Here is a 23,628-nt window from a genome sequence, read left to right on the forward strand (position 1 = left end):
TTTACTGCGCGCGTATCTCGTTAAAACGTTGCTGCAATTGATCGACAATTTTCTGCTCTTGATCTGAGACGCCATCGGCGAGCAGATCGACTTGTTCCTTCGGATCGTCAGCGAGATTGAATAATGACGCTGGCTGTCCGTCAGGTTGCAGCAACTTATAATCCTCCATTCTTAACGCCCAGCCAAAGACATCTTTGGGTTTTGCCTGACTTTTATCATCACTAAAATGTTCCACGTAGATATAATCTCGCTGGGCGGGTTTACCGGCAAAGACTGGCTGGAAGTTATAGGCGTCAGGTGTGACTGCTTTGACTCCGGCAAAACTGGCAATCGTGGTATATAAGTCGGTCGTTTGTACAAACGCTTGGGTTCGATCGGCTCGGATATTTGCTCCGCTGACAATAAACGGGACATGAGTACCGCTATCATAAATTGTTCCTTTGGCGGCATGGTCGCCATATAAGCCTCGCGTAACTTGGTTAGGTGAACCATTGTCGCCGATAAACATCACCACGGTGTTTTCCCTGACTTTAGGCTCTAATGAAGACAATAGACGTCCCATTTCACTATCGAGCGCTTCGAGCATGGCATTATAATAGGCTAGAGGATGACTTTTGATATATTGGGGATCGTCGTTTAACTCGCCAGCGCTATGCAGATTTTGAGGTGGAATATGAAACGGCGTGTGTGGTGCGTTATAGGCTAGCCATAGAAACCAAGGTTGCTGCTGCTCGCCAATCCAATCTAAAGCACGATTGGTGATCGCGGTGGTCGCATACTCATCAACGCTCTCGCGTTTGGCATCATGGATGGCTGTCCAAGTAAAGTAATCCTTGATGCCGCCTTTAAATAGCCCCCAATAGTCATCAACATTGAATTTTTTCGGTTGATCAAGCTTGTCCTGATTATCAGCTAAATGCCATTTACCAATCAGATTAGTGGCATAATCACTCTGTTCTAATACGTCAAACAAGCTCTGCCCATTAGGCTCAAGACCGTTACCACCGCTAGGTGGGATCGCGGCACCGACGCCGGTTCGAAAACCATATTCGCCGGTCATAATAGTCGCGCGGGTTGGCGAACATACCGGCGCGGAATAGGCGTTTTCAAACACTAGGCTTTCGGCACACATCGCTTCTAGGTTGGGCATGTTTGCCTGCTGGTCGCCCATGGAGTAGCAACGACTGGCATCTAAACCCATATCATCGGCAATAATCAGTAATACATTGGGGTTTTGTGCAGCGTAGGTGAGTGCAGAAAATGCACTCACACCAGCGATGCTCAAAAGGGAGCACTTATTCATAAAAACATCCTCTGCTTATGGTGCGAGTGACTAGGCTTATTGAGGCATCGTTTCAAATTCGATGATAAATGCGTAAGCACGACCCGGCAATCGGTCACGACCATAGGTGCCGACGTCATCCATATAGTCTCCCCAAGTAGGGACGGGCTGATTCATTTCGCCAAACCCCATCACACGCTGACCATTTCCTGAATCATTGGGTTGATCATTGGGCCTTGGATCTTTGTCGATGACGCCATCATCAAGATTGACTGCCCAATTGCTGTAGCCCCATTGCTCGCCACTTAGCCAACTCCAGCCGCCGTCAGGCTCTTTGGAACCTTCCGGTTGATAACCGCCTAAGAAAGGACCAATCGAGATTTCATGGTGATTATGTTGACTCTTTCCTTCAACATACTTGGGGAAGGTCCAAAAATAGTCTGGGCTATCGACCAAGGAGAACACAAAGTCATTTTCTGCTTCCGAAGTAATCGAGGCTAAGTAGCCACCTGCATCATCGGCTAAATACGCCGCTTGAAACCAATTTAGGTTTCCGTCGGGAATATGAACGACTTGGTAGTAATGCGTTTGACCCGCTTCGTTAGTGAAACTCTGCACTGGAAATCGATCATATTTGAGTTTTGTCGCGGCTTCGTCCCAACCAAAGAACTGGTAACTCTCATTGACGTTAAATGTAACGTCGTTAATTACCACCTCTTTAGTCGCGCTGTTATTTTGAGAAGGAGGGGGCGGCGGGTTTTTGTTGTCAGCAGCTTGTGCAATTTGACTAAAGCTGGCGATAGCGGTGACGATAATTAAGGGGAGTAATTTGTGATTGGACATAATTCATTATCCTAGATCCGATGGTGAGTTAGAACTTAAGTCTTCATAGTTAATCGATCTAGGTATAGTGTATTTACAATGTTTTACAAATAATCAACGGGTCGTGGGTACTAGATAGCGATTTTGATTTCCGGTAACAATGCTTCCGGTCTAGCGAGGTAGTAACCTTGGAAAAAATCGATATCGAGTTGCTTCATTGCCGATAATTGTTCCGCGGTTTCAATGCCTTCAATCACTATTTTCGCGTCACTGGCTCTAGCGAGTTTAATGCCTTCAAGTAACGATGTTTGGTCGCCATTCATGTAGTCGAGTAAAAGTTGGCGATCGATTTTTATGATGTTAGGTTTCACTTCTGCGACACGTTCGGCATTCGATTCTTTGCAGCCATAGTCGTCAATCGCCACTAAAAATTTAGATTCAATCAGGTGACGCGCCGCTCTGGCAAGGGTCCGTGGGCTAAAGGCGGTCAATTCAACCAATTCAACCACAATACGGGTAGAGTCGATTTGCAACGCCTTTAAGCGTGACATTAACAGAGAATTTTCTATTCCTTCCGCAGCAAGGCGTTCACTAGAGATAGGTAAGAAGTTTAAAAAAAGCAGGCGATTGCGATATTCGGACATATGAAAATTACGAATATGAATGACGCGGCTTAATCTATCGACATTGAGTTTATCGGCAAGACTGATGCTTTCATCTTGAAAAAAGCGGTCAGGTGGTACAAATACACCGTCTTTATCGATTAGGCGAACCAGAGCCTCAAGACCTAGGATTTTATTTTGAGCACTAAACAGTGGCTGAAACACGCTTTTTAATGTGAGGTCGTTGTAATCACCAACATAGCAGCCGTCTTCATCAATCCGAATTCTTCTAGAAAAATCTTGCTTATCATTCAAGAGCATAGATGGGTAACTTTCAAAATAGATAATAGTCTTATCATGGCATTGTCATAATATAAGTCAATAAAGTGACGATGGGTTTAGCGGTATGAATTTAGTCAGGGAAACCTGAATCAAAATGCACAGAAAAGCAAAAATCAAGACCTATAGGTAATGAATTAATAACAATTATTTGCGTCAATTCAAAGAACACCAATCTAGTCTCTCTTGATTGAGGTTAAGTAATGTGCCAGTACTGCCTAAGTAGTGAGCAGAAATAAGCGGAGTCAGCGAAAATTTAATTTAACCGACATTTCAAAATTATGAAAGACGTCAAAATTTTGATGAAAGAGAGGTTAACGATCGTCAAAAAAATCTTTGTTTCGTATGTATTTGCTCATTAAATGATAGGAGAGTGGGCGCATAACCCAAGACACAACGGAGCGTCCAAACCGTACAAATGATGGGGTATTTTCATAAATTCGCCCATTATATAGCCATAACATTTTACCGACGTGCCAGTAAAAGATAGGGACGGGCGGTAAAAAAGTGACGATGTCTAAGTCGCAGCAGATGCGATAGGTTTTATGGGCCAGTTGGTATTTTTTACGAAAGCGCAGACCGCCAATAGAAGGTTGACCAAAAGTCACAATCCTTTTTATCGACTTAGGATATTTGTGTTCAAGGGCATCGGCAATAACACAACCGATAGCGCCACCTGAAGAGTGCCCCGTCACAGCGATACGTTTACCATCCTCAATCAATGCGCTGGCAATGGCCATGGTTTTTTCAAATACAGATAAGCCAAGTGTGTCTCTTTTATGACTTGGAGAACTCTCTTGATTGAGTAGATAGTGGAATCCCGCATGGATGGGATAATCCAACCCCAAATTACTGCACGAACGTTTCCAAATCGCGCAATTTATCAACCAGTCGCCAATGCTATGGGAACCTTTGATCACGATGACGGCTTCTTCTTTGTCTTTGCTCCATAGAATACGGATCATGGTTTTACCGTAACGATTGGCAATGGTGCGCTGCCCATTGGGGTCGAACCCATAGCGAGTTTGTTTAAATACTCGGGGATAGGCAAGACTGCATAGTACGGCATATTTTTCGTATTGATAGCGTTTAAGACTTTTCACTTATCGACGTCGATTTATTTTGGTTTATGGGATTCGGATAAACCACTATGGAAACCGCCGATTAAATTTTTATGACAAAGAGTGGGAAAGATGACAATTTCGTTATGGATGAATCAATGAAAAGAACTGAGCGTAGCGTAAAACCACTTTTTGCGTCACGGTAGAATGGAGTGGGTGGATGTAATGGCAATAATAAGGCGATAAACCACAGCCATTCAGCAGTTGTTTGCTAAACGTTTGCTCGCTTGCAACAAGTTTAACTCCTTGCTGCCGGTAATTGTCTAACTCTTCCGGCAAAGCACCGCTCCACCAATGAATCATCTCACGACTATGGCTGTGACGATTGATCCAGTGATCCCCAACGACTAATAAAATATCTTTGGGCTGAATGGAGTCGTTGTATTCTGATTGCCAATCTTGAATATGAGCGATCAGTTGCTGTCGACTGTTAAGGTTACCGTTAATAAAGTGATGGGTAATAACCCAAACCGTGCCTAATGAGGACGTCACTCGGTAGAGATTGGCTTGTTCAACACGTTGCGTGCTTTCGATTGCGCGATGTTTATTTGAGCCATGTTCATTTGAGCCATGTTTATTTGAGTGATGTTCACTTGGATAACCTGCTTGCAATAGATCGGCGGATAAACGCTTAGCAAACGCTAGTCCTAAATGGTGCGCTGTCATCCCTTGATTGTGAATCGCAGGATAGTGCTTAACACAGAGTTGCTGACAATCTGTGGCAAAATTTTTAATACTGCAAATCACAAGTTGTTGTAACAAAGATGATGACTCCAAAATCAAGATAAAACGAAAAAGTTCAACAGGTTAAACTAAGATAAGCTAGTCTAAATGGATAGCAAGAAAAAAGGAAAATGTTTTGGCACCCAGTAACAATTTACGTGATAAAGATAGTTGCGTGATAAAGATAGCTGCGTGATAAAGATCGTTGCGTGGTAAAAATTGTAGCGTGATAAATAGGGTCGCGTGGCAAAGATTGCGCTTGAACGCGACAAGCTGGAACAACAATCAGCAATTTAAATTGAATCATAATGACAGATCAGAGTGAAAATAGATGTTTGATACCAAAAAAAGAAATGAATTAGTGATCGAGTTACAAAATTATTTTGCTGATGAACTTAGTCAGGATCTTGGGCAATTTGATGGTGAGTTTTTATTGGACTTTATCATCACTAAAATGGGTCCCGCTTTTTACAATCAAGGATTAAATGATGCAAAACAGGTGGTTGAGAGAAAACTTTTGGATATTTCAGACGAAATTTATGAGATAGAAAAAGAAGAATAAACTAAGGTATAAAGATCAGATCTAGCAGGATAGGGCGCGTTAAACAAAAATTTCGCCCAAGTTTGGCAAGCCAGTTTTTGACGACAATATCGGCTAGTCTTTTGGTTGTTTTTTGTAGATACTGTACTCGATTTGTTTCAATATTGTTGTTAATGCGTAACTTAAAGGAGTGGGTGCGTTAATGGAAACATCAGCTTCAAAAAATTATAACGTGATCGCACGCTTGCTACACTGGTTGTCAGCCATAGTTATCATAGCGATGTTCGCTGCCGGTCTTTGGATGGTGGATCTTAGCTATTACAGCGAATGGTATCGAACCGCGCCCCATTGGCATAAATCGACAGGAGTTCTGCTTGCTGCGTTGACGCTATTTCGGTTGATTTGGAAATGGCTGACGCCCACGCCTGCGATGGAAGGCAAACCATTGGAACAAATGGCAGCCAAAATTGGACATAGGCTGCTGTACACCGCGCTGGCGGTGATTTTTATCAGTGGTTACTTGATTTCAACCTCAGATGGACGGGGAATCGAGGTTTTTGATTGGTTCATCATACCTGGAGGCGGTGAATGGTTTGCTCAACAATCGGACATCGCTGGCGAAGTCCATTTTTATGCGGCTTGGTCACTGATCATCATGGCGGCAGGTCATGCCATCGCAGCGTTGAAACATCACTTTATCAATAAAGATAATACCTTAAAGAAAATGTTAGGAGCTTCAAAATGAGAAAAACTCTTCTTGCTACAGGATTAGCCGTATTATTGCCTTTCACTGCCAATGCAGCGGATTATGTGATTGATACTAAGGGTGCCCACGCCTCGATTAACTTCTCGATTAGTCATCTTGGCTACAGTTTCATTAAAGGTCGCTTTAATGATTTCTCTGGAAGCTTCAGTTACGACCCGGCAGACATTAGCGCCTCTTCCGTCGAGGTGGTAGTGGAAACGCCAAGCCTTGATTCAAACCACGCTGAACGTGATAAACACTTACGAAGCGGTGATTTCATCAATGCATCAAAATTCGGTCAAGCGACGTTTAAAAGTACCAGTGTTGCCGATAAAGGCGACGGCAAATTGGACATTATGGGCGATTTAACTCTGCACGGTGTCACGCAACCTATCGTTATCAATGCCGAATTTATTGGTGCTGGTAAAGATCCATGGGGAGGCGAACGCGCCGGCTTTGTGGGTCATACCCGCTTAGAGCTCGCGGATTACAAAATTAAGGTGGTGGGCGACTCAAGCTATGTAGATATGGAGTTGCATGTTGAGGGTGTTAAGCAGTAACTCAGAGATTTAAAGTAATAAGCCAGCTCGTGATGAGCTGGCTTTTGTTTCGGGTAACGGTTTTCGTGGATGTTACCTGATCTTTATAAGGTGAGCCGTTCGATTAGAACTTGAACAGAACCTTAACACTGCCATCAACCATTGCGTCATCAATATAACCAATGGCATTCGGGTTTGAAGAGACCGTTGACAGCACTTGGTTAAAATCAGCCACTTGGATTGGTGCTTCCGCTTTACCGGTAAAGACTAAGCGAGACCAAGCCGATTGCAGTTGTGATTCGCTACGACCCGTTGCGAGATCGTGGAACGCAACGCGTTGTGCATCGCCATCCTTGAGTTCGACAATAGCCGCCGTTTTACCGTTAGGTAGCTGTGTCTTCTTGCCTAAAAACAGTTTTTTTACGTCGGCCTTACTAAGGGCATCAATACCAGCAGGGTTGCCAACAACCGCAAATCCAGCATGAGCGCTAAGTGACAATAATGAAGTGACGATTAATGTAGTGAGCTTTTTCATTGTTGTCTCCTTAGAATACAAAATCAACAGATGCAGAGTAGACTAGCGTGTCATCTTCTTTAATTGCCGCAGTGGTATCGTCTACGTTTTCTGCTAGACGACCTGACGTGCCTTTAAAGTCAGCGTAAGTGACGTCTAGCTTCAGTGCCATATTTTGAGCAAAATCCCAACGTGTACCAACAGAGTAGGAGATAGTCTCAAAATTATTCACTGCTTGCTCGTAAGCAAGAATGCTATCGTAGCCAGGAACGGCCGTTTCACGCTCTTCGTCATCCGTTGATTGTTTCCAACCGATGCTTGCGTAAGGCATGATCTCACCAAAACGGTAGCCCACTAGACCTGAAAAAGCGTCTGAATCTGAGTAGCGACCGTCAACCTCGATACGCACAGCCTCAACAACAGCGAGTAATTGACCATTGTCGTATTGAGCGCCAATCGAAGCAAACAATGCATCTTGGTCGTCCAGCATTTCTTCAGCGTAACCCGTTAAACCAAGTAGCTCGACAGAGGATGGCGCACTATAACTCGTCGTTGCAGTTGCATAGGAAGCACGGAAAGTGAAGTCATCCACATACCAGTGTGCCGTCAGACCAAAGGTCTTGTTTAAGTCAACTTCACCATAAGGTGAGTCCGCTTCATCAACTTGAGAAATACCCGCGAAAGGTTGTAACAATAATGTTGTGTCGCCGATATCGAATGGAATAAGAAGGTCACCACCGGTATAGTTGTTGATAATAATATGCTCATACACTTCTTGTGATGGGCGAATCATCGGATAGGCGTAACCAACATCAACATAGTCCGAATACATAAAAAACGGAGTGCGAAGAATACCCGCGCGAGCCGTAACGCTATCAAATTTATAGCTTAAATAGGCGGTTTCAAATTCAGGTTCGAAATCATAACGACCATTAGCAACCACTTGAGTGGTAAATTTTGCTTTGTCATTAATAGCGAAATCAAATTGAATACCGGCAATCGTATCTTGCTTGGTGTCGAATTTTTCATCGGTATAACCCGCATAACCCACATCATTAGTTGATTTGCCAACACCAACAGAGCCGAAACCACTGATTTTTATGTCGTCTAGACTTGCGGCTTGAGCGCTACATGCAAATGCGACGAAGGCTGCCACTACTGTTTTTTTCATATTTTACTCCATATTGGCACGATAGACTTGAGTGCCATGTAACTCTAGTTATTGTTGTATTCACCAAATTCAAGCCGAGTGAACCCTATTATCTAGCGAACTAGATAATAGGCAGGTCATTGAATTTTAAGTAATGGTTTGTTTGGACAGTGTTGTCCGAATTAATTGACCTTAAATCGGTTGGTTAATTGATTAAGGTTGTTGCGGATCTGGTTGATTTGCTGGGCAACTTGGTTAACGTGTTCCACAGAATCTGACGTCACTTTTGCCATCGATGAAATATCACCGATCACTTCTTGCATACGAGAAGAGGAGTTCTCTTGCTGCTCGGTGGCACTGGCAATGCTTTGGTTGCGTTCACTGATATGAATAATATCGGAGGTGATTTGACGAAGAGACTCTTCGGCGACCAACGATTGTTGCACACAGCTATCGGCTTTTTCGGCACTGGCAGAAATAATCTCAGAGGCGGTGCGAGTTTGCTCTTGTAACTGTAGTAGTACGTTTTGAATCTCTTGTGTCGAGGTTTGGGTGCGCGAGGCCAGCGTACGAACTTCGTCAGCGACCACGGCAAATCCACGACCTTGCTCACCAGCGCGAGCGGCTTCAATGGCGGCATTAAGTGCTAGCAAGTTGGTTTGTTCAGCAATGGAGCTAATTGCATCGAGGATAGAGCTGGCACTTTGTGCATTGTCATCAAGTTGGCGAACCACATCGGAAGCTGAGCGGACATCACTGGTTAAGTCTTGCACCGATTGAATGGTATTGGCGACTTGCGTTTCACCAAGCTGAGCTTGTTGGTTAGCGCTCTCGACTGAGCTAACGGTATCATTGGCGTTTTCAGCGATATGACGAACACCGTCAAACATCTGCTGTAGCGAATGGGTCGCCTCTTCCACAGCAATGGACTGTTTGCTCGACAACTGGTTAGAGTTTTCACTGGATTTAACCAACGTTTCTGCGATCTCATTAAGACCTTGAACATTATCTATCGTCGCATTGATATTTTGCTGCAGTTGAGAAACAAAAGTATTGAACGAGTTTGCCAGTTCAGAAAGCTCATCATTTTTATTGTGTTCTAAACGTACCGTTAGATCGCCATCACCTTCAGCGATGTCACGCATTTTTGAGCTGATGTTGTGCAGATCTTTACGAATAGCTTGAACCACTAAGAAACCAAAGATAGCAAGCAGTAGCAGTGCAGCTAAACCTAATATTAGCATTAAGCCTTTTGCGCGAGTATTGTCGTTTTCAAGGTTGATAACAGATTGTTCAAAGTCAGCAGTTCTCGCCTGGTTGAAGGCTTTAATATTGTCGGTAAGCGAGTTGAGTAATTGATTGTTTTTTGCGCCAAGACTGGCAGCCTGAGATAAATCTAACGAACCATCAATCATTTGATACGCTATATCATAAGCACCGTTGAAGTAATTTTTGGCTTGAGATTCTAACTCGTTAATTTGTTTGGAAAGTATCGGCATTAATTGGCGTTGCTGCTCAAAGTTGGCCAGCATCTCATTAAATGTTTGCTGATTCTGCTCAAGCAATTCCTCGTCACCCAATGTAACGGACAGGTTAAACCTCTCGGCGATTTGACCCAAGATAATGGTATTGAGCGATGCTGAACTCATTACGGGATAGAGACGTTCTTTTAGTTCAGATACCAAGGTGGTATTTGAATTAAGTGTTTGATTACCTGTAACAAATACGCTAGATACACCTAATATAGCAAGCGCACACAACAAGATGATTTTATTTTTTATCGACAACATAACGGCGTCTACAACTCCATGTTAACAGCATTATAAATGGCTATGCTTGCAATCTACCATAAATAAGACAAATGTTAATTAATATTTATAGTCTGTCTATATTTTTATGAGATGATCCAAAGGGTGAATTTATAAAATTGGCTAGTTATTATCAATTGGTATTAACCAGATAATGTTGGCGATAATATATTGGTGTTGATAAAATTGTCAAATCAAAAAGTTTTATTAAAGTTTTACCGGTACATGCCGATATAACCCGGGATGTTTTGCATCCAAAGGGGTGGATTTCCGATGTAGTCTTGCACTTGATGAATAAACTCACTGACGAGCTTGGTATATTTTCTATTTGGATAGACAACGTAGATACCCGTATCCATATTGGACAAGTAATAATCAGTCAGTAAAGGAGTGATCTCAAGTTGTTCGATAGAGTCGGAGAGGTTAAACAGATCAATTAAGGCATAACCCACGTCGTTCTGTACTGCCGACATGAGTGTTGTCACGTCGTTGACATAGTAATTACCTTTCATTCGGTAATTCACCAACGATTGTGGCTTGTCTGAGGTCGCCATATCGAAATTATCAAGGGTGACACTATTATTTCGATAGATCACGGCGGGTAACTTAATCAACTCTTGAGGAGATTCGGGCATTCCGTGTTGCTGTATAAAACGATGAGAGGCCACCAGCGCAAAGTGCGTGCTGGCAATTTTTCTAGCGACTAGGTTTGATGCGCTCAGTTTACCGATACGAAACGCAACATCAAAGTGGTCGGCAATAATGTCGGTGCGCTGATCATCAAGGTGCAGAGTTATTTGAACTTGGGGATGCTGTTTAATAAAACGGTTAATCACCGGTTGAATATAGTGTTGCCCAAAAAACACACCCGATACAATACGCAGGCTACCTTTAAGTTCCGATTGGTAAGCTTGCGCAATCCCCTGTACTTGATCGAGCGTCTGGGTTAATAGTTTCGCTTGCTCAAGAATCTCCTCGCCAGCTGACGTCAACGAAAAAGAGCGCGTTGAACGGTTTAATAGTTGAATGCCGAGCTCGGATTCCAGTTTCTTTATCTGCTTAGACAAAGCGGAGTTATCCATATCATTGAGTGTAGCGGCTTTGGCAAACGAGCCTTGTTGGACAACATCAAGAAAAAGCTTTAATTGGTGGGAAATAGACATGGATACACTCATTGGTAATTTACGTTTGAAGACGATGCACCAAACGATCAGTTTAGACAGAGTATAGCCTTAACAAAGAGTTAGGGGCAGGGCGGTGACGAAATTTTTATTATGTCACCGCCTGCTAAGCGTGTTGCAGCGCGATTAATGTTGCTGACGGAGTACTTCACTCAGTGGTTGCCCTGTTGCTGCGCTGGGTAGGTTAATGCCGAGATAAGAAGAGAGCGTCGGGGCAATATCATAAGGTGTCATGTCACGACTGATCTGTTTTGCTCGAATTTTGTGACCAGCAAAAATCACCGGTACATGGGTATCATAGCGCCAAGGAGATCCATGGGTGGAGGCGATCGTCAGTCCATCCATATCATTAATATAGGTGCGTGGGGTAAAGACGATATGGATATCCCCGGAGCGGGTCGGGTGAAAGTTATTGGCGACTAACTGGTTAACGCGAGTGTTGGCAAACTGCCCAGCTTGCAAACTTTCACTGGTTACCGCTGTTTCGACGCCGGGTACGGTCAGTAACTGCTCGGCAATGGCATTTTGTACCTCACTCAGTACCAATTTCTTGTTAGCGATGAGCTCTCTATCTAAATAGATATAAGGTTGAGCATAAAGCTTGATCACTTCTTTAGGCAGTGCAAAGCGAGCCTCAAGCATCGCAAATAGATCATCATTCATTAACGTTTGCTTATTAAAGTACTGCGACTGTTTAAAGCCGAGTTGCTGCATGGCGGGGGCGGATTCAGGTACGCCGTGATCGGCAGAGAGGACGATCAAGGTGTTATTGAGACCGACACTTTGATCCACTTTTTGAAATAGCTTCTCAAGAGTTCTATCAAGACGAACGAGATTATCTTCCGCTTCGAGACTTTCTGGTCCATAAAGGTGGATAACATAGTCATTGGAGGAAAAACTCACCGCAAGGTAGTCGGTGTGTTCCCCTTTACCGAGTTTTAGCTGACCGAGTAGCGTATGAGCAAAATCCGCGGTAATTTCATCACCGGCAGGACTGACGGTCAGCATTGTTGAGTAATATTTGTAGCTTGCTGGTCCGTAAGGGTGAGGGAAAGTTCGAGCAAAACCACCCAAGTCGACCTTATAACTGGCACCGGATGCGGGTTGCAGGTATTTTTCTTGCGGTAACGATAGCTGCCAAGATTGACCGGAATAACTCTTCGCTAAGGCTTTTTCATTCCAATGCGTCACCCAAAATGGGGTGGCATCATAATAGTAGTTGCTAGTGACAAATTCAGAACTCGATTTAGAAAACCAAAATGCTTTACCGGAATGCCCTGCGAGGGAAATTGCGCCTCGGTCTTTGACGGAAACCGAAAATACCCCAGATTGTCCATTGCTGGCAATCGTCAATTCATCGCTAAATGTGGTGGCTAATATAGGCTCAGGTGAACGTCCATCTTGTGCTGCGGCTTTTTGCGTGGGATCGATTTCGGTTGATTTATCGACACCAGCGGCGGAGTTGAGCATGTGATAATTGGGATCTTCGACGTTATAAACCAATCTGTCTAGGCTTCGGTCGAACCAGACATTGCCCACCATCCCATGAGCGGAAGGTGGCGCGCCAGTAGCAAGTGAGACGTGTCCAACGATGGTTTCCGTATTCGCGTGCTGATAGTTGGCGTTGGTGTAATAAACCCCTTCGTCCATTAAGTAACGAAATCCTCCTGAACCAAAGTGGGCTTTATAGCGTTCAAGGAGATCGCCCCGCAAACCATCTACTGTTATTTGCAGCACCAATTTAGGCAGATCAGTTTCTGTTTCTGCATAGGTTGAGGTCGAAAGTGTTGTGGTCGAAATGGTTGCGGCGACCAATAAGCAGCGTGAAAAATAGGTCGGTTTAAGTCCAAATATCAATTTTCTCATTGTGTGTCCTTTGCCAATCAGTTTATATCCATGTAACGCATTCATCGTTTACTTGGGTGCTGTCGTTATTCGTCATCTGTTGCTATTTATTTTATCTAGCTAGTCATTTTAGTTAGCTGATTAGATTAACTCGCCACTTGGATGTGCCAATGTAGATCGAGCTATTCAGAATCTTTCGCAAGCCTGAGTCCCATGTCAGACATAATTATAGATTGGCTTGCGAAGTCACGACGGTAATTTTGCGATTCATCTGCGTCATAGGAAAAACTTCCGCCCCGAACCGACTTATGTGACAAACCAGAGTCTGAATGTTGTGCGTTATTTGGATTATCTTGAGGAGAGTAGCGATAATAGCCAGTATCATACGCATCCTGTACAAGCTCACCACCATCAATGCGCACCATTTGCTGGTTTATTGTCTCTGCTAGTGGATGTGTTTGCCGAGAACGGCATGCGGTCAAGTGCAGACAGATAGCACCAATAATGGAATAACTGATTAACTTAAATGAGTTTTTTGTAATTAATGTTGTCGTTTTCATCAAAGGTCTCACTTAATTAAACATGGCATGACTGGAATCGTGACCGCGGTTTTACTCTGCCGTATTTTAATCGCAGCTTGCTTTCTTTTTGGCTATAACGTTTATAACGGTCATCGTGTTGTGAATGTAGATACAATCACAGACCAAGCGCTCAATTGATTTGAATAATGGCTTTCGAATCGTTGCGTAATTATTGCTGTTTCTTGTTTTAACGTTATTGACGATAAGGTGAACACTGACATGACATCAAATGCTCCATCGGAACCGATAACTTTATCTGCCGGACCTCAATTTAAGGGGAAGCCGTCAAAACGTTTACACATAATGGCGAAGCCAATCGGTGCTGCGTGCAATATTGATTGCAACTACTGTTACTACTTGAGCAAGCAAGACCTACTTGAGTACAAGAAGGGTTGTTCACCGATGATGGATGAGGTGGCGCTGGAGCATTATATAAAGAGTTACATTGAGGCTCAGAATACCCCGGAAATTATTTTTTCTTGGCAAGGCGGTGAGCCGACCATGCTGGGTTTAAGTTATTTTGAAAAAGTGGTGCAGTTGCAGCAGCAGTATTGCCCTGATGGTGTGTTGATCTCCAACGATCTACAAACGAATGGCACGCTACTGGATGACAAGTGGTGCCAATTCTTAGCGAAAAATAATTTTTTAGTCGGTCTCAGTATTGATGGACCACAAATGCTGCATGATGCTTATCGAACCAATAGAGCAGGGCGCGGTACACATCAGCAAGTGATGAAGTCTGTAGCATTGTTGCACCAATATAACGTTAAATTTGCCACGTTAACTTGTGTGAATAACCTAACCAGCCAAAACCCATTAGAGGTCTATCGGTTTTTACGTGATGAAGTGAAATCACCACAGATGCAGTTTATTCCCATCGTAGAGCCGAGTTCATTTCGAACCACCGCACCGCAAACATGGAAAGATGACGATCAACCAAGGCAGGGTGATAAGCGTTTGATTCCCGGTCATCGCAACTCCATTATGGAGTCGTGGTGTGTCACTGACCATGCTTGGGGCAATTTCTTAATTGCTATCTTTGATGAATGGGCACAAAACGACATTGGAAAAGTGTTTATCCAATACTTTGAAGCTTGGGTCGAAACTTGGATGGGGCGCAATAACCCACTTTGTACTCTGGGTCCATTCTGTGGCAAAGGTTTGGCTCTTGAACCCAATGGTGATCTCTACTCTTGTGACCACTATGTTTATCCAGAATATAAGATGGGTAATATCCAAGACCGTAAAATAGATGCGATGGCCTTTAGTTCACAGCAACAAGAGTTTGGTTTCGCCAAAAACAAAACCCTAAACAGTCAGTGCCAAGAATGTGATTATCAATTTGCTTGTTTTGGAGAATGCCCAAAAAATCGTTTTATCAAAACAAAGCAAGGCGAGCCGGGGCTTAATTATCTTTGCGCAGGTTGGTATAAGTTCTTTGCTCATGCAGATCGAACGTTTGCTTATATTTTGCGTGCCAGTGGTTACCCAGTGAAACACGGGAAATTTAGCGACCATGCAGTCAAGCAGGCTCGATCGCCGCTTAATTTTAAGTTCTAAGTTCTAAGTTTTAAGTTTTAAGTTTTAGGGTTAGGTGGATATGACACTAATAGCTCTGTTTCGAAGAAAAATTTCACACATGCTGGTGTTGGTCTGTTTGAGCCTGTTTGCGGTGGCGGATTTGTAGATACTAGAAGATTCAAGTATACGCTGAGGTGAGAGCCTTAGCGCCTTTGGTAATTAGCGTCTTTAACCATCAGCGTCTTTGACAAGAGGTACAGCCTCGACACGCCGATCGGCTGTGTTTATCTAACCGACCGCGCTGTATCTTACAATAAGCATTCTTCAACGCGCGTCTTCCCTCAAACCAATCCTCTGGTTTTTGCAGCAACAGATAACCAGCAAATGTTTTGGTTAATGGCTGTCGATACTCATCAATAAACTTACTGTCGAATTCGATCTCGAAGTAGCGCAAGGCATCTTCGATACAGGTGAATTCGGCAATGGTTTCTGAAAGCGTTTTTGTACTAGCCATAGAGCGTTGTTAGTGAGTGACCGTTGGTGATTGACAAAGGAATCATGGTATCACTGTATCGACACTGAAATAAATGGCTATTTGCGGAACAAACTTCATTGAAGCAGATATACCCAAGTTACCTTTGAACTCTGCACCTTGAGGTAACTTGGGTTGAGAGCGTAATGCGTTAAGCTTTATAAGTGCCATCCTTTAAGGTGATCAATCTAGCATGCTCATCCAATTGATTGGCTGTCGCTTGGCAACTGATAAACGTATATTCATTGATTTCAGAGAAAACGCCACAATACGAACGCTCTGGTGCAAACGTAAATTGGGCGATATTAATCGGCTTCCACAATGCTTGTGTATTGGTGTAGTTAGCCGTTGAGATTAAGGAAACATCATCAACAACAATAAACTTGTGATGAACACTACCATTCACAAAGTGTGAGACATTCTGCTGTGATAGCGCTGCTGAGAAACGCCGGAAGTCGTTCTCATTTTGAGGATGTCTAACTCTATGGTAAATGTCACTGTCACCAGCGTAAGTTTGGGAAATTACGGTCACTCTTAACTGGTTGTTCGCCCTTAATGCAGTCCTGATCTCATCGGTGAAATTCGTGACATGTTGAGCACAAATAATTAGCCTAACCTTAGCCGTACGAATCAGATTTTTTATACGCTTATCGACATGGTTATTGCTATTTTGATAAAAGGGCGAAGTAAATATGCGCCGATTTAATTTGTCATAGGGTTTGTTACGGTAGGAAAAGCTGAGTTCTGTTGCGAGTGCGGGATTTATTGTGGCTAACTGATGAATATGATGAAAGAAATTTAAGTTGCATTGATCATCGGTTGGTATGCACTCAATTAAAATAAGTTCATCTTTGAGTTCATCACCGATAGCCAAGTTAGAGCTGGTTAATATTTTATATTGGCGCTGATCAGTAATAAGAAGCATGCTTTTTATATGTAGACTATATGGCAATGCCCCTCTGGAAAAGTTGCTAAATTTAGCACTTCTTACAAAGATATGGTCAAAGTATTTTAAATGGATGTTTGGGGTGTTTAATAGTCGTTGATGTACTTTTTCTGCTTCCAAAAATTTTGATGTTTTACGACAATGGATACCGTCAGTCACGGTTACCATTTTCTTGGTATAGCCTTCCAGTGGAATGGTGGTAATAAAAACATTAACCCCATGGTTTGCCAATTCAATGACAGCATCTGCAATATGGGTATTGTTAAACAAATACAGGCAGATATGAAGCTCAGACGCTTCATTTTTATATCGCAGAAGAAAGGTATGGAGACGATCCGCTAAATCGGGTGAACTACCAAGGTGATGGTAATAACCTTTCTCCTGAGACGGGTTTAAATCAGGACCCTCGAAAAATATTTTATAAGACATAATAACGCCTTGTCATTCGCATACTAATTTACTTTAGATACCACATTAGAGATAACAAGTGTACCGTTTGAGTAAGAAGTTGGGCGATATCTCGAAGATATAAGTGGAATAATATCATGGGGTTAGACACGCTCCGCCTCAATTTTAGATCGTTCTAGATTCAGTTCGCAACCGCAATTACCCTCGATGCAACGTGATACCCGATTAATTCTCTCTGTATTCGGTTTCAAACTGGTGCATGGCATCTTTCTAACTAACGTTTCTCCATTCTAACTGACGATGATGTGCAGGTTTTGCTCTCTATGCAAATGCCAATTAATAGGTCAAAAAATTAAAGCCACCTTGATAAATGCCGAAAGCGGTCTATTTTTATGATGAGCATACAAAAGGAGTTGTATTATGTGGACTAAACTAGTTATCTTATTTTTTGCGGTTATTAGCCATGCGTCAGCTTTCGCTGGCAATATTATATTTTCTGGAGCCGTCGTAGAGGCGACCTATCCAGTTACAATCGAACATCAATCCCCCGTAATAAAAAGTACGACCAATGTGCCTTACAAAATAGAAGTGCAGCCAGTCTACCAGCGCAGTTCTCAATCAATCACTAATGACAAAGCAAAAAAACTTGTCGGAAAGGTAGTCGTTGTTACTTACGATTAAGTATCGCTTAACGCGCCTAATGTTTTTTATAGTTAGGCGTGGTTCTGTTGCGTAATTCGGCGGGACAAAGTTAAAAGCTAAAGATCTTATGAGTAACAAGATTCATATAATGGACACCACAGCCTCATTAGAAAAGTGAATAGTAAACGATGCTATTTTGGTGTGGGTGATTGATAGAACGCAAATAAAAACAGCCCTTGATTATCAAGGGCTGTTTTTTTGAAAGTGGCGGAGAGATAGGGATTTGAACCCTAGAACCGCTATTAACGGTTGCCGGTTTTCAAGACCGGTGCTTTCGACCACTCAGCCATCTCTCCGAAGTGCGGGTATGATAGGTAGTTTCAGATCCCATGTAAAGTGCTATCTGACTGCTGATGGATCGTATGTTGAATTTTTAAGCACGAAGACTAAAAGACAGAAGAGAGCGCTCGATTTGCTTACTATGTTGAACGATGAGTAGTGGGTCGATGAGGGAGCGATGGTGAGATAAACCGTAAATTTATACAATTATGGCAATTTGATTAATTTATGTTGATTTATAATAAGTGATTGTTTTTGAAATATAAAACAGTGTTCAGAATACAGTCGTGCGCTGAAAAATGTTTGCGTAGTCTCACTAAATCACTCAAAATAATATTAATTATTCAGTTTTACCAGAACTTCAGTTTTGAGGTCAATATGAAAGTTGTAGATTTGTTTAAACAAAGAGCTGACGCATTGAAGCATCAGTCTGAGATTATGCAAAGGATGTCGCCCACAATTCGTGAATATTGGTCAGAGATAGTCGATATAACCAACCATGGTCATTTTCTTACTTGGGCTCGTCATTATCACAACCCCGTAGTTAATGAGCCTGCCGTCAATGAGCCGGTGATTGAGCAGCCTGTTGTCCAACAGCCAGAGTTTGAACTAAAACCTGAAGCGCAAAAACTCTATGATGAGTTACAAGACAAGATAGGTACTGTGATTCATCAAGGTGATTGGATTCACGTTGGTCAAGATCGTATCGACCAATTTGGTCATGTTACGGAAGATAATCAGTGGATTCACACAGACCCTGATCGTGCTACCAGTGAATCTCCATTCAAGACTACCGTCGCGCATGGATTTTTAACGCTATCATTATTACCTGCGTTGACCGATAGTGTTGATCCAGACAAGCCATTGTTTCCAATGGCTAAGATGATGGTGAACGTTGGTTTAAATCAGGTTCGCTTTCCGTATCCGGTGAAAGCAGGCAGCAACGTGATGGCAGAGAGTACGCTCACTAAAGTGACACCGATTAAAAAAGGTTTAGAAATTGAGCGTGAAATTCGCGTTAAGATTGAAGGCGTGCGTCGCCCGGCTTGTATCGCGGTCTCTGTAATACATTTGCACTTCTAAACCTATTGTTGATCTTCTGTTTGAACTTTAACTGACTTAGTTGAGTCTTCATCAACGTTTTCTTAAAGACCTTGTCGTGATGCGACAAGGTCTTTTTTTCGCGCTCGGCATGTCGAGAAGAACTAGCACCAACTTTGAGAGGCACGACATTATTGTCTGAAAATGAATCAGGTACTCCAATATATTACTAAGACGTTGATCGCATGCGCCAATCAAAGCGCGTTAAAGTCCCAATACAAGCTTGCAATATGACACTTCACTTGGTTATTGGGAGGGTCGTTTATGTACTTTCGTTTATCAGCACTTTCTATTGCATTTCTTTGTTCATTTTCGCTACCAACAGCGGCTGAATCTAGATTCGAGTTACCGGTAATGAATGCACAGCATTACCAATCAGGGATCAACGTTTTGGATTACTGGAAAAGCGAAAAGCTAGATGGGATCCGAGCAATATGGACGGGGAGTGAACTTGTTACTAGAAAAGGGCGCAAAATAGTTGCGCCGGATTGGTTTTCAGCAGCACTGCCCAAGACATCCTTAGAAGGGGAATTATGGGCTGGACGCGGAAATTTTCACCTTGTGCAACAAACGGTGTTAGATAAAACACCCAATGATAAGCAATGGAAAAACATTGATTTTATGGTTTTTGATCTGCCTGAAGCGACGGGAGATTATCAAAAACGCTACGATGATATCCTTCGTTGGGTTAAGCAGACCAATCAAACACATATCAAGTATGTCGAACACACCCCCATTACCTCAGAAGCTGAACTATTTGCAGAGCTTGATCGCATCAGTGACCAAGATGGGGAAGGGTTGATGTTAAGAAAAGTGTCTGCACTGTATCAAGCAAGTAGAAGCTCTAATCTATTAAAGCTTAAAAAATACCACGACATGGAAGGGGTAGTTGTTGGCTACAAGTCAGGCAACGGTAAATACCAAGGCATGATGGGTTCGCTTTTAGTCAGGGTAGATCCGGGCATTGAGTTTTATATTGGTAGTGGCTTTAGTGACCAAGAAAGACAGCACCCTCCAAAAATGGGAGCCGTTGTTACGTTTCGCTATAACGGATTAACACAAAACGGTGTACCCAAATTCGCTCGTTATCTGAGAGAAAGAAAAGTGGATTGAGTCACATAACCTCTGCTTGGGACAGACCTTGCTTGTTCATCTCAAGCGGAGGTTAACCTATCGTCAGGGATAGAGCGCCTGTTTGGTGACGAAAACGGGCTGTGAAGAACAGTTTGGATTGAAGGTGTTTCCGTTTTAATAACAAAGTGTTGAGTCTATCTCTGCTTGTTGTCTGTTGATCCTTGCGTGAAAAAAGTCTAAAAACCGTGCACAAGGACAGCGCCCAGAACAAATGCAATGGTGTAAATAATGTTGTACATGGTGTGAAAATAATAAAACAGAGTGGTTTATTGCGTTGTTTGCAAATTAATGATTGCACATTTTGCTGTGAGCGGATAAGTTACTGTTAAATCACTTGCTATCAACGGATCGACAGTAAGCAAGTGAACGAATAAGTAATAACAGGAAGTAGTGACCCATGTACCAAACAGATGATGTAAGAATAAGCAAAGTTAAAGAGCTATTACCACCAGTAGCTGTGTTAGAAAAGTTCCCTGCCACCGAGGTTGCCTCTTCCACGACGTTTAAAGCGCGCAAAGCTATCCACAATATTATCAATGACCAAGATGATCGCTTGTTGGTGATTGTTGGCCCATGTTCTATTCATGATACAGAGGCGGCGGTCGAGTATGGCAAGCGTTTAAAGGTGCTGAGAGATGAACTCGGTGACCAGTTAGAAATTGTTATGCGGGTTTACTTTGAAAAACCTCGTACCACAGTAGGTTGGAAAGGATTGATCAACGACCCATATTTGAACGACACTTTTAAGATCAACGACGGCTTACGTATGGGGCGTAAGCTCTTGCTGGATTTAACCGACATGGGTATGCCTACGGCGAGTGAATTCCTTGATATGATCAGCCCGCAGTATGTTGGGGACTTGATTAGTTGGGGCGCTATTGGTGCGCGTACGACTGAGTCTCAGGTTCACCGTGAGCTTGCGTCTGGTATTTCATGTCCGGTTGGCTTTAAAAACGGAACCGATGGCAACATTAAGATTGCAACTGATGCGATTCGTTCGGCGAGTGCTTCACACCACTTCTTGTCAGTGACGAAGTTTGGTCACTCCGCCATCATTGAGACTGCGGGCAATGAAGATTGCCACATTATTCTACGCGGTGGTAAAGAGCCAAATTACAGTGCCTCACATGTAAAAGCGATTAAAGAAGAGCTTGCAGCGTCGGGTTTACCACAAAAAGTGATGATCGACTTTAGCCATGCGAACAGTTCAAAACAGTTCCAACGCCAAAAAGTCGTGGCGACGGACATCGCTGAACAAATCAAAGCGGGTGAAAATGCAATCTTTGGCGTCATGATTGAATCGCACTTGGTTGAAGGTCGTCAAGATTTGGTCGACGGTCAAGCACCCACCTATGGTCAATCGATCACGGATGCGTGTATAGGATGGGAAGATACCGAATCGGTGTTACGTGAATTGGCACAAGCCGTTCAAACGAGACGCGGTTAGTCTACTCAGCGTTAACTCTAAAACGAATAAAGGAGCCAATTTGGCTCCTTTATTATTTGTGGGTACATAGGGTTATCACTCAAACAATCCACTCAAGCAAATAATGCTTATGATTGGTCATCGCTTATAGCTGATAAATGCCTTAAGCTCCCGGACAACCTGCTCCAAATTAACTGACCCTACTTGCCTAGCAAGTTTTAGAGGTATTCGTGCCAGTCCTGCCGCAATAAATATTCCATTTTTGTTGAGCATTGATGCCTTACGGCGCCCAACACCCCAGATCTCTTGCTGTAGTCTCTGACCTTCATTCTTAGGCGTTAGCAGTGCGATTCCAAGGTAGCCATCAAAAGTTTTTTCTACATGACTAGCCACTTTGACCAAAGTGAAAGTCCTTCCAAGACCACAACCTATCGCTAATCGCTTTTCGGTGTCAAGCCAATGCAACAACTGTCGTGTTAAAGGCTATTCTTTTTGACTGGAGCATTGTGGCACAAGGAAAACATTAACTTGTTGACGATGCAAATAACACTTAGTATCATTCGTATTGCTATTTATACTTACTATCACTTAACTAAAAGGAATTAGAGTGAAAAAAATCTTGTTAGTAACATTATTGTTAAGCTCATCAATAAGTACGGCAGCTATTATTGATTATCTATTTGAGCCAAAGGTTGGATTATATTGTGATGAAATAAATGGCGATGATGGTTGGTACTATATTCGCCAGCATATTGCGCCGCTCGTTTGGGAGAATGACTTGTATGAATGGCTTTCGGATTATAAAACAAATGCAGGAGCTGAAAAGATGTGTAATAGAAGAGCAAATGTATTATATGAAGAAGGTGTTGTAAGTCTACAGTCGGCATGCATCCTATTGGAAGAAGATCCCGCTAATTGGTTTGTTATTTTTAATAATTCTATTGAATTTACTAGAGATCATGATTCCAATGCCGAACCCTGCTCTCTTGAAGGACTGCTATTGTGAAAAAATTATTAGCTTGCTTGTTGTTTTTTATAGTTATTTTCTCTTTTCACAATTTTAAAAATGAAAGTGCAAATAATAATCATGTAGAGAAAAATGCTGATTCTTTCAAAGAAACGAGTGACACAAGCAATGCCGAAGTTGTGTTAGAGGTGAGCGATGATAGTACAGGTGTAGAAGCTAATAATAACAACACTCTCATATCCTCAAGTAGACCCATAGTATTACATTCAAAAAACAACCAAGTAATTAAAGATAATTTAATGCTTGCTCATAACATTGGCTGGGAACTATGGCTTGAAAAGTTTGTAAATGGAGAGATAAAAAAAGTCAGTGAGGATGAATTTGATTCATTAATAGCTATCGCTATAGGATTACAACCTCCGTCATTCATAGAAAAAGTGACAAATTATGGCTTCGAAATACCGGAAAAGTCGATATTGTATCTGGTTAATGCAAAATATAGTGATTCGGATACTTTAAATAAACTGGCACTTGTCACCAATAGTGATATTGTTTTGGATGATAAACACTGGGAATATTTATTTAAGACATCTATTGGTTTCGGTCATAAGGAAGTTGCAGTGCATTCACTACAGCAACTAGACAAAATAAAAATAAATAAGCAAGAAATTATAAGCATTATTGAGAGGGGACGAAGTTCTAATAAAGATGAACTGTATAAAATAATTCAATCTCTATAAGTTAGATGATTATGGCAAAGGCAAGGGTAGAGCCTTGCCTTTGACCTATCTTAGCTATGCCACTACAGCCACTACAGCC

Annotated in this window: 23 protein-coding genes, 1 tRNA gene and 1 pseudogene; 10 read left to right on the forward strand and 15 right to left on the reverse strand. The window is 42.5% G+C overall.

The genetic code is table 11. The features are described from left to right. Position 1: 1 nt before the first annotated feature. The 5 genes from L9Q39_RS16155 to L9Q39_RS16175 all read right to left on the reverse strand — a co-directional run bounded on the left by L9Q39_RS16155 (position 2) and on the right by L9Q39_RS16175 (position 4,928). Entirely contained in the window at positions 2-1,303 is a 1,302-nt protein-coding gene (locus L9Q39_RS16155; protein ID WP_237486127.1) for a sulfatase-like hydrolase/transferase, read from the reverse strand. Positions 1,304-1,339: 36 nt separating this feature from the next. Next, positions 1,340-2,125, reverse strand: a complete 786-nt coding sequence (locus L9Q39_RS16160; protein WP_237486128.1) for a C-type lectin-like domain-containing protein — start codon at positions 2,123-2,125, stop codon at positions 1,340-1,342. Positions 2,126-2,235: 110 nt separating this feature from the next. Then, positions 2,236-3,027: an EAL domain-containing protein gene (locus tag L9Q39_RS16165; RefSeq protein WP_237486129.1), complete on the reverse strand. Its 792-nt coding sequence runs from the start codon at positions 3,025-3,027 to the stop codon at positions 2,236-2,238. Positions 3,028-3,359: 332 nt separating this feature from the next. After that, positions 3,360-4,148: a lipase family protein gene (locus L9Q39_RS16170; RefSeq protein ID WP_237486130.1), complete on the reverse strand. Its 789-nt coding sequence runs from the start codon at positions 4,146-4,148 to the stop codon at positions 3,360-3,362. Positions 4,149-4,250: 102 nt separating this feature from the next. Further along, positions 4,251-4,928, reverse strand: coding sequence for a hypothetical protein (locus L9Q39_RS16175; protein WP_237486131.1), 678 nt, complete (start codon positions 4,926-4,928; stop codon positions 4,251-4,253). A gap of 292 nt (positions 4,929-5,220) precedes the next feature. On the opposite strand from L9Q39_RS16175, the gene L9Q39_RS16180 reads away from it, so the two are divergent. The 3 genes from L9Q39_RS16180 to L9Q39_RS16190 all read left to right on the forward strand — a co-directional run bounded on the left by L9Q39_RS16180 (position 5,221) and on the right by L9Q39_RS16190 (position 6,735). Then, positions 5,221-5,451, forward strand: coding sequence for a DUF2164 domain-containing protein (locus L9Q39_RS16180; RefSeq protein ID WP_237486132.1), 231 nt, complete (start codon positions 5,221-5,223; stop codon positions 5,449-5,451). A 181-nt stretch (positions 5,452-5,632) separates the two neighbouring features. Beyond that, positions 5,633-6,175 (forward strand): cytochrome b, encoded by a 543-nt coding sequence (locus L9Q39_RS16185; protein ID WP_237486133.1) that lies wholly within the window; start codon positions 5,633-5,635, stop codon positions 6,173-6,175. Continuing rightward, positions 6,172-6,735 carry a YceI family protein gene (locus tag L9Q39_RS16190; RefSeq protein WP_237486134.1) on the forward strand — a complete coding sequence of 188 codons (564 nt, stop codon included), beginning with the start codon at positions 6,172-6,174 and terminating at the stop codon, positions 6,733-6,735. Before L9Q39_RS16185 ends, L9Q39_RS16190 begins: the two co-directional genes overlap by 4 nt. Before the next feature lie 103 nt (positions 6,736-6,838). On the opposite strand, the gene L9Q39_RS16195 is transcribed toward L9Q39_RS16190, so the two are convergent. From L9Q39_RS16195 to L9Q39_RS16220, 6 genes and pseudogenes are all read right to left on the reverse strand, one after another. Beyond that, positions 6,839-7,249 carry a type 2 periplasmic-binding domain-containing protein gene (locus tag L9Q39_RS16195; RefSeq protein ID WP_237486135.1) on the reverse strand — a complete coding sequence of 137 codons (411 nt, stop codon included), beginning with the start codon at positions 7,247-7,249 and terminating at the stop codon, positions 6,839-6,841. Between the two features lie 10 nt (positions 7,250-7,259). Next, positions 7,260-8,399, reverse strand: coding sequence for a hypothetical protein (locus L9Q39_RS16200; RefSeq protein ID WP_237486136.1), 1,140 nt, complete (start codon positions 8,397-8,399; stop codon positions 7,260-7,262). A gap of 161 nt (positions 8,400-8,560) precedes the next feature. Continuing rightward, a complete protein-coding gene (locus L9Q39_RS16205; protein WP_237487050.1) occupies positions 8,561-10,027 on the reverse strand; it encodes a methyl-accepting chemotaxis protein in 1,467 nt (488 codons plus the stop codon). 374 nt (positions 10,028-10,401) lie between these two features. Further along, complete coding sequence (locus L9Q39_RS16210) at positions 10,402-11,349, reverse strand: LysR family transcriptional regulator (RefSeq protein WP_237486137.1); 948 nt, start codon at positions 11,347-11,349, stop codon at positions 10,402-10,404. A 144-nt stretch (positions 11,350-11,493) separates the two neighbouring features. Next, positions 11,494-13,233 carry an alkaline phosphatase family protein gene (locus L9Q39_RS16215; RefSeq protein WP_354004657.1) on the reverse strand — a complete coding sequence of 580 codons (1,740 nt, stop codon included), beginning with the start codon at positions 13,231-13,233 and terminating at the stop codon, positions 11,494-11,496. Positions 13,234-13,394: 161 nt separating this feature from the next. Then, positions 13,395-13,619: pseudogene (locus L9Q39_RS16220) on the reverse strand (sulfatase); the annotation flags it as partial. A 393-nt stretch (positions 13,620-14,012) separates the two neighbouring features. On the opposite strand from L9Q39_RS16220, the gene L9Q39_RS16225 reads away from it, so the two are divergent. After that, on the forward strand, positions 14,013-15,353 hold the full coding sequence (locus tag L9Q39_RS16225) for an anaerobic sulfatase maturase (RefSeq protein ID WP_435532845.1): 1,341 nt from the start codon (positions 14,013-14,015) through the stop codon (positions 15,351-15,353). A gap of 196 nt (positions 15,354-15,549) precedes the next feature. Here L9Q39_RS16225 and L9Q39_RS16230 read toward each other — a convergent pair whose 3' ends face one another. Both L9Q39_RS16230 and L9Q39_RS16235 read right to left on the reverse strand, forming a co-directional pair. Continuing rightward, positions 15,550-15,828, reverse strand: a complete 279-nt coding sequence (locus tag L9Q39_RS16230; RefSeq protein WP_237486138.1) for a nitrogen fixation protein NifW — start codon at positions 15,826-15,828, stop codon at positions 15,550-15,552. A 169-nt stretch (positions 15,829-15,997) separates the two neighbouring features. Continuing rightward, entirely contained in the window at positions 15,998-17,221 is a 1,224-nt protein-coding gene (locus tag L9Q39_RS16235; RefSeq protein WP_237486139.1) for a phospholipase D-like domain-containing protein, read from the reverse strand. Between the two features lie 399 nt (positions 17,222-17,620). Between L9Q39_RS16235 and L9Q39_RS16240 the strand changes: the two genes are divergently transcribed. Further along, the gene (locus tag L9Q39_RS16240) at positions 17,621-17,881 is read left to right on the forward strand and encodes a hypothetical protein (RefSeq protein ID WP_237486140.1); all 261 of its coding nucleotides are present in this window, start codon (positions 17,621-17,623) and stop codon (positions 17,879-17,881) included. Positions 17,882-18,107: 226 nt separating this feature from the next. Here the strand turns inward: L9Q39_RS16240 and L9Q39_RS16245 are convergent. Next, positions 18,108-18,198, reverse strand: a tRNA-Ser gene (locus L9Q39_RS16245). Between the two features lie 361 nt (positions 18,199-18,559). Here L9Q39_RS16245 and L9Q39_RS16250 point away from each other — a divergent pair. The 3 genes from L9Q39_RS16250 (at position 18,560) to aroG (ending at position 21,863) form a co-directional block, all read left to right on the forward strand. Further along, positions 18,560-19,264: a MaoC family dehydratase gene (locus tag L9Q39_RS16250; protein WP_237486141.1), complete on the forward strand. Its 705-nt coding sequence runs from the start codon at positions 18,560-18,562 to the stop codon at positions 19,262-19,264. Positions 19,265-19,546: 282 nt separating this feature from the next. Beyond that, positions 19,547-20,395: a DNA ligase gene (locus L9Q39_RS16255; protein ID WP_237486142.1), complete on the forward strand. Its 849-nt coding sequence runs from the start codon at positions 19,547-19,549 to the stop codon at positions 20,393-20,395. Between the two features lie 418 nt (positions 20,396-20,813). After that, positions 20,814-21,863 (forward strand): 3-deoxy-7-phosphoheptulonate synthase AroG, encoded by a 1,050-nt coding sequence (gene aroG, locus L9Q39_RS16260; RefSeq protein WP_237486143.1) that lies wholly within the window; start codon positions 20,814-20,816, stop codon positions 21,861-21,863. A gap of 117 nt (positions 21,864-21,980) precedes the next feature. Here the strand turns inward: aroG and L9Q39_RS16265 are convergent, their stop codons facing one another. Further along, positions 21,981-22,244 carry a DNA polymerase Y subunit UmuC family protein gene (locus tag L9Q39_RS16265; protein WP_237486144.1) on the reverse strand — a complete coding sequence of 88 codons (264 nt, stop codon included), beginning with the start codon at positions 22,242-22,244 and terminating at the stop codon, positions 21,981-21,983. Positions 22,245-22,449: 205 nt separating this feature from the next. On the opposite strand from L9Q39_RS16265, the gene L9Q39_RS16270 reads away from it, so the two are divergent. Then, on the forward strand, positions 22,450-22,848 hold the full coding sequence (locus L9Q39_RS16270; protein ID WP_237486145.1) for a hypothetical protein: 399 nt from the start codon (positions 22,450-22,452) through the stop codon (positions 22,846-22,848). Beyond that, positions 22,845-23,549 carry a hypothetical protein gene (locus L9Q39_RS16275; RefSeq protein WP_237486146.1) on the forward strand — a complete coding sequence of 235 codons (705 nt, stop codon included), beginning with the start codon at positions 22,845-22,847 and terminating at the stop codon, positions 23,547-23,549. The genes L9Q39_RS16270 and L9Q39_RS16275 overlap by 4 nt, the downstream gene beginning before the upstream one ends. Positions 23,550-23,628 lie beyond the last annotated feature (79 nt).

The organism is Vibrio hippocampi (assembly GCF_921292975.1).
Lineage (GTDB): Bacteria > Pseudomonadota > Gammaproteobacteria > Enterobacterales > Vibrionaceae > Vibrio > Vibrio hippocampi.

Coding starts and splice junctions, on each gene's coding strand:
- L9Q39_RS16230 (WP_237486138.1), bottom strand. CDS start 15,828: ATGGCTAGTACAAAAACGCTTTCAGAAACCATTGCCGAATTCACCTGT.
- L9Q39_RS16200 (WP_237486136.1), bottom strand. CDS start 8,399: ATGAAAAAAACAGTAGTGGCAGCCTTCGTCGCATTTGCATGTAGCGCT.
- L9Q39_RS16240 (WP_237486140.1), top strand. CDS start 17,621: ATGTGGACTAAACTAGTTATCTTATTTTTTGCGGTTATTAGCCATGCG.
- L9Q39_RS16195 (WP_237486135.1), bottom strand. CDS start 7,249: ATGAAAAAGCTCACTACATTAATCGTCACTTCATTATTGTCACTTAGC.
- L9Q39_RS16225 (WP_435532845.1), top strand. CDS start 14,013: ATGACATCAAATGCTCCATCGGAACCGATAACTTTATCTGCCGGACCT.
- L9Q39_RS16185 (WP_237486133.1), top strand. CDS start 5,633: ATGGAAACATCAGCTTCAAAAAATTATAACGTGATCGCACGCTTGCTA.
- aroG (WP_237486143.1), top strand. CDS start 20,814: ATGTACCAAACAGATGATGTAAGAATAAGCAAAGTTAAAGAGCTATTA.
- L9Q39_RS16205 (WP_237487050.1), bottom strand. CDS start 10,027: ATGAGTTCAGCATCGCTCAATACCATTATCTTGGGTCAAATCGCCGAG.
- L9Q39_RS16210 (WP_237486137.1), bottom strand. CDS start 11,349: ATGTCTATTTCCCACCAATTAAAGCTTTTTCTTGATGTTGTCCAACAA.
- L9Q39_RS16215 (WP_354004657.1), bottom strand. CDS start 13,233: ATGAGAAAATTGATATTTGGACTTAAACCGACCTATTTTTCACGCTGC.
- L9Q39_RS16165 (WP_237486129.1), bottom strand. CDS start 3,027: ATGCTCTTGAATGATAAGCAAGATTTTTCTAGAAGAATTCGGATTGAT.
- L9Q39_RS16190 (WP_237486134.1), top strand. CDS start 6,172: ATGAGAAAAACTCTTCTTGCTACAGGATTAGCCGTATTATTGCCTTTC.
- L9Q39_RS16250 (WP_237486141.1), top strand. CDS start 18,560: ATGAAAGTTGTAGATTTGTTTAAACAAAGAGCTGACGCATTGAAGCAT.
- L9Q39_RS16155 (WP_237486127.1), bottom strand. CDS start 1,303: ATGAATAAGTGCTCCCTTTTGAGCATCGCTGGTGTGAGTGCATTTTCT.
- L9Q39_RS16235 (WP_237486139.1), bottom strand. CDS start 17,221: ATGTCTTATAAAATATTTTTCGAGGGTCCTGATTTAAACCCGTCTCAG.
- L9Q39_RS16255 (WP_237486142.1), top strand. CDS start 19,547: ATGTACTTTCGTTTATCAGCACTTTCTATTGCATTTCTTTGTTCATTT.
- L9Q39_RS16180 (WP_237486132.1), top strand. CDS start 5,221: ATGTTTGATACCAAAAAAAGAAATGAATTAGTGATCGAGTTACAAAAT.
- L9Q39_RS16160 (WP_237486128.1), bottom strand. CDS start 2,125: ATGTCCAATCACAAATTACTCCCCTTAATTATCGTCACCGCTATCGCC.